Annotated in this window: 5 protein-coding genes and 4 riboswitches; of the genes, 1 reads left to right on the top strand and 4 read right to left on the bottom strand. The window is 62.0% G+C overall.

The features are described 5' to 3' along the window. Positions 1-742: 742 nt before the first annotated feature. From HZB53_08495 to HZB53_08480, 4 genes are all read right to left on the bottom strand, one after another. A complete protein-coding gene (locus HZB53_08495; GenBank protein ID MBI5877674.1) occupies positions 743-3,010 on the bottom strand; it encodes a hypothetical protein in 2,268 nt (755 codons plus the stop codon). Between the two features lie 80 nt (positions 3,011-3,090). Further along, a riboswitch (cyclic di-GMP riboswitch) is annotated at positions 3,091-3,178 on the bottom strand. Positions 3,179-3,364: 186 nt separating this feature from the next. Then, positions 3,365-3,451, bottom strand: a riboswitch (cyclic di-GMP riboswitch). A gap of 266 nt (positions 3,452-3,717) precedes the next feature. Continuing rightward, positions 3,718-4,770 carry a hypothetical protein gene (locus HZB53_08490; GenBank protein MBI5877673.1) on the bottom strand — a complete coding sequence of 351 codons (1,053 nt, stop codon included), beginning with the start codon at positions 4,768-4,770 and terminating at the stop codon, positions 3,718-3,720. 78 nt (positions 4,771-4,848) lie between these two features. After that, positions 4,849-4,934, bottom strand: a riboswitch (cyclic di-GMP riboswitch). Positions 4,935-4,989: 55 nt separating this feature from the next. Next, positions 4,990-5,077: riboswitch (cyclic di-GMP riboswitch) on the bottom strand. Between the two features lie 285 nt (positions 5,078-5,362). After that, positions 5,363-5,821: a transposase gene (locus tag HZB53_08485; GenBank protein ID MBI5877672.1), complete on the bottom strand. Its 459-nt coding sequence runs from the start codon at positions 5,819-5,821 to the stop codon at positions 5,363-5,365. Positions 5,822-5,919: 98 nt separating this feature from the next. Next, the gene (locus HZB53_08480; GenBank protein ID MBI5877671.1) at positions 5,920-6,270 is read right to left on the bottom strand and encodes a hypothetical protein; all 351 of its coding nucleotides are present in this window, start codon (positions 6,268-6,270) and stop codon (positions 5,920-5,922) included. A 64-nt stretch (positions 6,271-6,334) separates the two neighbouring features. Between HZB53_08480 and HZB53_08475 the strand changes: the two genes are divergently transcribed. After that, on the top strand, positions 6,335-7,168 hold an 834-nt coding region (locus tag HZB53_08475; protein MBI5877670.1), incomplete at its 3' end, for a hypothetical protein.

Below are 7,168 nucleotides of genomic sequence, written 5' to 3'. Positions count from 1 at the left end.
CGGACGAGATGGCGGGGCCGTCGTACTCCTCGGTCAGCCGGGTGGCCGGAGCGGCCTGGGCCGCGCCGAAGCCGAGCGCGCTGAGGAGCGCGATAGCGACGATAGCGAAGGTGGCGAAACGTTTCATTGGAAGACTCCCTGTGAACATCATTTGCGAATCAATCTCATCTGTCTTCCAGTGTATGCGTTTCGCCATTGCAAACCATAGGACTACGGTCACAAAAGGCCCTTAAAACCGTAGTACTTTGGTCATCTTCACCCCGATGCGTGCAATCCGCGCGTGTGGCGCATGAATCGATGTGAGATAACACGAGTTTCTGAGATCAACTGCGCGCGGAACGCGGATGATTCACGTTGGATGTTAAAGGTTTGAAGAGTGACCGGTACGCCGTCGAAGTTAAGCGGCATTACCGAGGACGGACTTGCTTTGCCCGCTGCCTTGCCCCCCGCGCAAAGCAATCTCGCACGGTATGATCTGGTACTCGGGCACTGCACGCCTGACACCGAGCCACGCCAGCGCGGGGCAGCCGGCGGTGAAATAGAAAAGGCCGGGGCAGATGTGAAATCCGCTCCGGCTCGTAAAGCATGGATTGGAACAACTGAGCGTCTCGGCACGCGGAGCGGCAAGCGCTCCCGATCACTGGCCGGCGCGCGAGGTTTGCCGGTACAAAAAAAAGACCCTGCGGGTTTGGGAACCCGCAGGGTCTTGGTTGTTACGCGTTGTGCTTGTGCTGCGTCGTGCTTAGCGCTTGCGCCACACCAGCAGCGCCACACCACCCAGCGCCAGAATACCCGCCAGGCTCAGCCCGGCCAATGTGCCGTCGGTTGCCAGCGCCGGCGTGCTTGTCGCCTCGAAGCTCGACACCGTCACCGCCGTCGCGCCGCTGGTGACCGGCGTCAAGGCGCTTGCATTGGCTTGCCCGTTGTTGTAAACAACGGTGGTGTCGTTGACGTACGATCCGTTCAGCATCGCCCCGCCAATCGTAGCGAGAATCCGCACACTGAATCCGGCGCCGGGCGCCAGCGTCTGACCGGTAAAGGTCCACGTCAGTTGCTCGCGATTCGTGCCCACGTACGGCACAATCGTCGGCGGTGACACGGTGATTGGTGTGACCGCCGTGATGGCGCCGCTGAACACGCTCGAACCGGGCACGAAGTTGATGCGCGCCGCATTCAGGCAGCATGCGCCGCCCATCGTCGGCAAGAAATCATACAGTACGATGTTGGATGCCGCCGCTGCGCCCGTATTCGTGACATTGATCGTGTAGGTAACGATCGACCCCGGAATCCCGGAATGGGCAAGCTCGCTCTTCTTCTGGATAATCAGGTTCGACGTGTTTACCACGTTAGAGACCGCCTGGGAACACACACCGGTCGGATTTTCCGTGCTCTTGAGGCACGCCTTGTTCGTGACGACGTCGCCCGTCGCCGCCGTGGTCTGCACATCGAACTCGACCACACCGCCCGCGCCGGGGGCCAGGCTCGCAATCGGCTGGAACTGGAAGTTCTTCACCGTGCCGAGCGGATTAGGGATGGTGGGCGCCAGGTTCGGACCGCTGGGGAACACCAGGTTGCTCAGCGGGTTGCTGCCGGTCTGCGCAGGCAACGTGTCCGAAAGCACCACGTTGGTTTGCGCGATTGCGCTCGTGTTCAGATACGTGAGGCGGTAAGTCAACTTGGCATTCGCGGGGATCACCGCACCGTTCGATGGCACGCCATTGACCTTGATGATCTGCTTGACCAGGTACAGGCTCGACGTCGATGTGCAGACGCTCGGCACGTTGTAGCGCCACGGGCTGTCCTTGCCGTTCTTGCCGAACAGCTCCGCCACGTCGCCGCCGAAGACTTCGCAGTTGTTAATCAGACCATTGGCCGGCGGCAGAGCCGTCAGGCGCAGGTTGATCTTAACGTATTTCGTCTGTCCCACCACGAGGCGACCAACGGCCCAGCGCACCGCATTGGTGCCGGACGGGAGCGGATTAACGCCGCTCAAATTGAAGCCGGCGCTGGTTGGCGACCCAACAATGGTGGATGTGCTGCCGACATTGCCGCCGGAACCGCCGTACGACGTCGCCGGGCCAACCGTGTTCGTGCCGATGCGCGAACCGGCGTAGGCGATGCGCTGCCACGGGCCGGCAGCGGCGGTGTTGTCCAACTGGTAGCCAGTTAGCGGGCCGGCGACTGCCGACCCAACGTTAAACGGGGTCGGGCCTTTGCCATCGTTGCCACCCGCCCCACTCGTCAGCGAGCCGACAAGCGACTTTGGCGCGGCGAGCGCAGCGATCGCTCCCGCCGTGGAGCCGAAGGCGTTGGTCTGGTCGGCATCCCACAGGTTGTGGGTCGTGTCCTTGGCCTGGCCGAGCAGCGTGTTCAAGTTGCTGGCGCCGGTCGGGTTGATGTTGTAGCCGTTGGTGCCCTGCCGCGCGCGCCCATCCACGTCGGGCGCCACATAGAGCGCGGTGCGCGTCACGGTCGAGTACCAGATGCCCGTGTCGGCGTACAGCATGGCGATACTGCCGTCACAGTTGTTGGTCTTTCCGAACGCAGCGCACTTTCCGGTTGTGTCGTACGCATTGGTGTTGAACGGGGCCGCGAATGTGCCTTGACCGCGATTGCCCCAACCGTCGGGCGCCTCGCCCGGCAGATCGGGCGCGACCGTCGTGAAGCCGCCTGAGCCGTCCGGCACGACGAACGAAGCGCCAATTACCTCCGTGCCAGCGGGAATATAGTCCGTGACGTAGCCATTAATACCGACTGTAGATCCGTTATTGATTGGAGCGAATTCAATAATGTAGTTCACGCTATCGCCTAGCTGGAAACCGGGCGTGCCGGCGAGAGCGCGGCTCTGGAGCAATTGCACCGTTTCAGGCGCGAAGTACTTGGCGTTCATCTTTTGGCCGACGCTGTCGGCGAAGACCTGAACGGCAAGCAGCGAAAGCACGACCGCTGCGACCGTAGCCAACAACCCGCGACGATGACGCCGAACGGGCACGAACCTTTGCATTTTCATCCAATCCTCCGTGTGGGGTATAAGGGAGGATCGCCTGCGGTTTCTATAAAAAAACAAAAAACCGTGGCGGTCCTCGAAGACTCGCACACGGTCGGTTACGCCACTCGCTCCACCGGCCCTAGGCGTCCAAGTTACTGCGGGTCCGGCTTCATCGCTTCCGTATTCCTGCTGTCCTGCCTGCACCTAAGTCGAACAAAAAACGCCGCGACGTGAGCTAGACTGCGCTCGTATCACGGCCGGTTACGCCACTCGCTCGGCCCGGTCTAGGCGTCCAGCTTACAACGACCCGGCTGTCTTTGCGTCCTGCACCTCCTGTTTGGTTATTAAAGAGCACGAAAGCCGTGCGCAGCGCTTGCAGGCACGGCCGGTTACGCCACTCGCTCGGCCCGGTCTAGGCGTCCAGCTTTCTGCGACCCGACTGTCTTCGCGTCCGTTGTGTTCCATTATCTCGATTTAACCGTTCAATAACAATACCCCTGCGGTGTCAATATTGGAACCCCGTCTTCCGCCAATATAACTCAAGCAGGCGGCATACTTTAATATTGCTTAATTTGCAGTGCGATTTCAAAAGTAGGATTATGAAGCGTCGCATAATGAGCAAACGCGAACATGCGCTGACATTGTTCGCCGGTGCAAAACCAGACCCTCCGGGTTTGGGAACCCGCAGGGTCTGGTTGTTAACATGTTATGCTTGTGCTATGTCGTGCTTAGCGCTTGCGCCAGGCCGCCAGCGCCACACCACCCAGCGCCAGCATACCCGCCAGGCTCAACCCGGCCAGCATGCCGTCGGTTGCCAGCGCCGGCGTGCTTGTCGCCTCGAAGCTCGACATCGTCACCGCCGTCGCGCCCGAGACACGGATGCACTCTGCGCGTCCGCCGGTATCCAATTGGTTCGTCTCTGACACACCCGGGTACGGGCTGCCCGCCGCCGGCGTGAAGACCGCCTTGAAGCAGTACGACCCCACACCGAACGAGACATTGTTCGAGCTCGCCGTGCCCGTCTGGAACCCGCCGTTCGTCCCCGCTGCCACGCTCACCGGGCTGCCGATGGCCGTCAGCGGATCCGTGTTGCAGTTCGGCAACGTCAGCAGTGTGCCCGCACAATAGTAGAACTGGACTGTGCCCGCCAACGGCGTGGACAGCGTGCCCGTCAGGTACAGCGTGTCGCTGATCTTTGTGCCCGGCTCAATGTTGTTGTTTGCCAGGTTGCCCGAGCGCGTCGTCGATGCGCTGATGCTTGGGCACGCGATGGTCACCTGCACAAATCCCGGCGTGCCGCTGGTGTTGCCGCTGTTCACGTTGATGTGTGCCTTGAGCGTGAACGACGTGCCGTAAGAAGCGGCTGGGAACGAGGCCTCGAAGCCGTTGTTCGTTGTGAGCCACGCAAAGTCCGGCGCGACGCCGTTGTTGCCCGAGGACTGGCTCACCACTTTGTTGCTAATTGTATTGACGGCAATCCAGGCATCGTTGCCCGACGTCGAGTCCAGCGTGCTGCCTGGCTGCACCTTCACCAGCGCGTACATCGTCTGCGTCGAGCAATCGTAGCGCAGGTACAGCTTCGCCGTCGTCGGCTTGCTGCAGTCGAACGCCGTGCACATGTTTGAGAAGAAGTCATTGGCCAGTGTCCATTCGCTGCTGTTCCCATCGACTACGGCATACCCGTAGGTCGGGTTCGGCGCCGCCGACACCATGCCGGCCAGCATGAGCGTCACTATGAGCGAAAGAGCCGCGCCCATCACAAACTTGAAATGCTTTAGCATGTCAATCCTCCGTGTGGACAACGGAGGATCGCCTGCGGTTTCTGTGCAACAAAAAACCGTGGCGGTCCTCGAAGACTCGCACACGGTCGGTTACGCCACTCGCTCCGCCGGCCCTAGGCGTCCATGATTACCGCGGGTCCGGTTTCATCGCTTCCGTTTAATGCTTTGCTGCCAACGACTCGATCCGACGAAAGTGCCGCGACGTGAGCCTGGTTGCGCTCGTGTCACGGCCGGTTACGCCACTCGCTCCACCCGGTCCAGGCGTCCAGCTTACTGCGAACCCGGCTTCTTCGCGTCCATTTGCCTTCTGTGCGGTTGTTAAAGAGCGCTAAACCGTGCGCTACATCTGCAGGCACGACCGGTTACGCCACTCGCTCGGCCAAGTCTTCGCGTCCAATTTACGGCGGCCTGGTTATCTTTGTGCCGTATTTCACATACAGAATACCATGGTAAACTATGAAAAATCAATATCGTTTTAGTGCAACTTTCGTCACCTTCCGGCACATTCCAAGATTCAGGCCACGATCCTCACTTTATTTCGCTTGATTTCTTACACGTTATTGATGCGGTAATCTACAGTTGCCACAATAGGTCATTGCATTCTGGCCCATGTGATCGTCAGGTCGTCAGAATTCTCAACCACAGGTTCTAATTCTTCACCGATGCTGACGCCCAATTGGGCCAGCAGTCGCCCGACATAGTTCGGATGGTACCAGACGCCAAAGCGGGTGTGAATCAACTGTTGGACGCGCAACTGCGTCCACTGCTCCGAATCGTGACCTGCCGCGCGCGCGCCCTGATGCAACAGTCGCTTCAACTCCAGCCGTTGCATCGCGTCCAGTTTAGACGGCCGGCCGGTGGCCGGGTTCGCTCGCAGCGCCCCCGTGCCATTCTCTTCTAATTCATGCTTCCACTGGCTTACGGCCGCCTCGCTGACGCCAAGCTCTCTCGCGATATCCGATTGCCGCCGCCCCTCGCGCAGCATCCGTGCGCCTGCCAGACGACGCTCCTCCATCTGTTCTCTTGTAAGCCTGCTCGGTCGCCATGTCATGGGATCCACCTTTAGTTCATTGCGTGAACTTAGCCGAAGCGCGTCATCCGCATTGATCTGCCCCGGGTGTCAATCTTTGCACCGAACGGGTGTAGCCATTATTGGAGTGTGAACAAGCTCCACATCACGGACTGCGTCATATCCGTGCCGTAGCCGGTCCGGCTGACCGTGCGAAGCCGGACAGTCCACACGCCGACGGGCGACTGCTGCAAAGTGCTGCACGTGATCGTCATATCGCCCATGTCGTCGGTCAAGCCCGTGCTCGTGCACTGCGCGGTGCCATCCGGCTTCAGCACGGCCAGCGTGACGGAGGCGTGGCTGACCGAGTTGCCATTGTTGTCGGTGACGTGCGCGCGCACCACCAGGTTGTCGCCCGGTTTGAAGACGTTCATTGCGGTGAACTGATCACTGCTATCGCGGCCGATCTGGATGCTATCCACGCGTACCATCTGGCTCGGAAGTGCGGCAGGCGGCTGAGCGGTGGCGGTTGGCGGGATTGGCGTCGCCGTAGCTGTGGCCGTCGTCGGCGGCACCATCGTCGCGGTGGCGGTCGGCGGGATTGCTGTCGCGGTCGCAGTAGCTGTAGCCGTCGGCGGGATTGGCGTCGCCGTAGCTGTGGCCGTCGGCGGGATTGGCGTCGCGGTGGCGGTCGGCGGGATTGCCGTCGCGGTGGCGGTCGGCGGCACCATCGTCGCGGTGGCGGTTGGCGGGATTGCCGTCGCCGTCGGCGGGATTGCCGTCGCCGTAGCTGTGGCCGTCGGCGGGATTGCCGTCGCCGTAGCTGTCGGCGGAACCGGCGTCGCGGTGGCGGTCGGCGGGATTGGCGTCGCGGTGGCGGTCGGCGGCACCATCGTCGCCGTCGCTGTCGCCGTCGGCGGCACCATCGTCGCCGTCGCGGTCGGCGGGATTGCCGTCGCCGTCGCTGTCGCCGGGATCGGAGTCGCGGTCGGCAGATCAGTCGGTGTCGCGGTCGGTGGAATCGGCGTCGCCGTCGCTGTCGCCGTCGGCGGCACCATCGTTGCAGTCGCCGTCGCGGTAGCGGTTGGCGGGATTGGCGTCGCCGTAGCTGTGGCCGTCGGCGGGATTGCCGTCGCCGTCGCTGTGGCCGTCGGCGGCACCATCGTCGCGGTCGGCGGGATTGCCGTCGCGGTCGCAGTAGCTGTAGCCGTCGGCGGGATTGGCGTCGCCGTCGCTGTGGCCGTCGGCGGCACCATCGTTGCAGTCGCCGTCGCGGTGGCGGTCGGCGGGATTGCCGTCGCCGTAGCTGTGGCCGTCGGCGGCACCATCGTTGCAGTCGCCGTCGCGGTGGCGGTCGGCGGGATTGCCGTCGCCGTAGCTGTGGCCGTC

It is taken from the genome of Chloroflexota bacterium (genome assembly GCA_016235055.1).
GTDB lineage: Bacteria > Chloroflexota > Anaerolineae > JACRMK01 > JACRMK01 > JACRMK01.
This window is presented reverse-complemented; position numbering and strand designations above follow the sequence as displayed.

Coding starts and splice junctions, on each gene's coding strand:
- HZB53_08495 (MBI5877674.1), bottom strand. CDS start 3,010: ATGAAAATGCAAAGGTTCGTGCCCGTTCGGCGTCATCGTCGCGGGTTG.
- HZB53_08490 (MBI5877673.1), bottom strand. CDS start 4,770: ATGCTAAAGCATTTCAAGTTTGTGATGGGCGCGGCTCTTTCGCTCATA.
- HZB53_08485 (MBI5877672.1), bottom strand. CDS start 5,821: ATGACATGGCGACCGAGCAGGCTTACAAGAGAACAGATGGAGGAGCGT.
- HZB53_08480 (MBI5877671.1), bottom strand. CDS start 6,270: ATGGTACGCGTGGATAGCATCCAGATCGGCCGCGATAGCAGTGATCAG.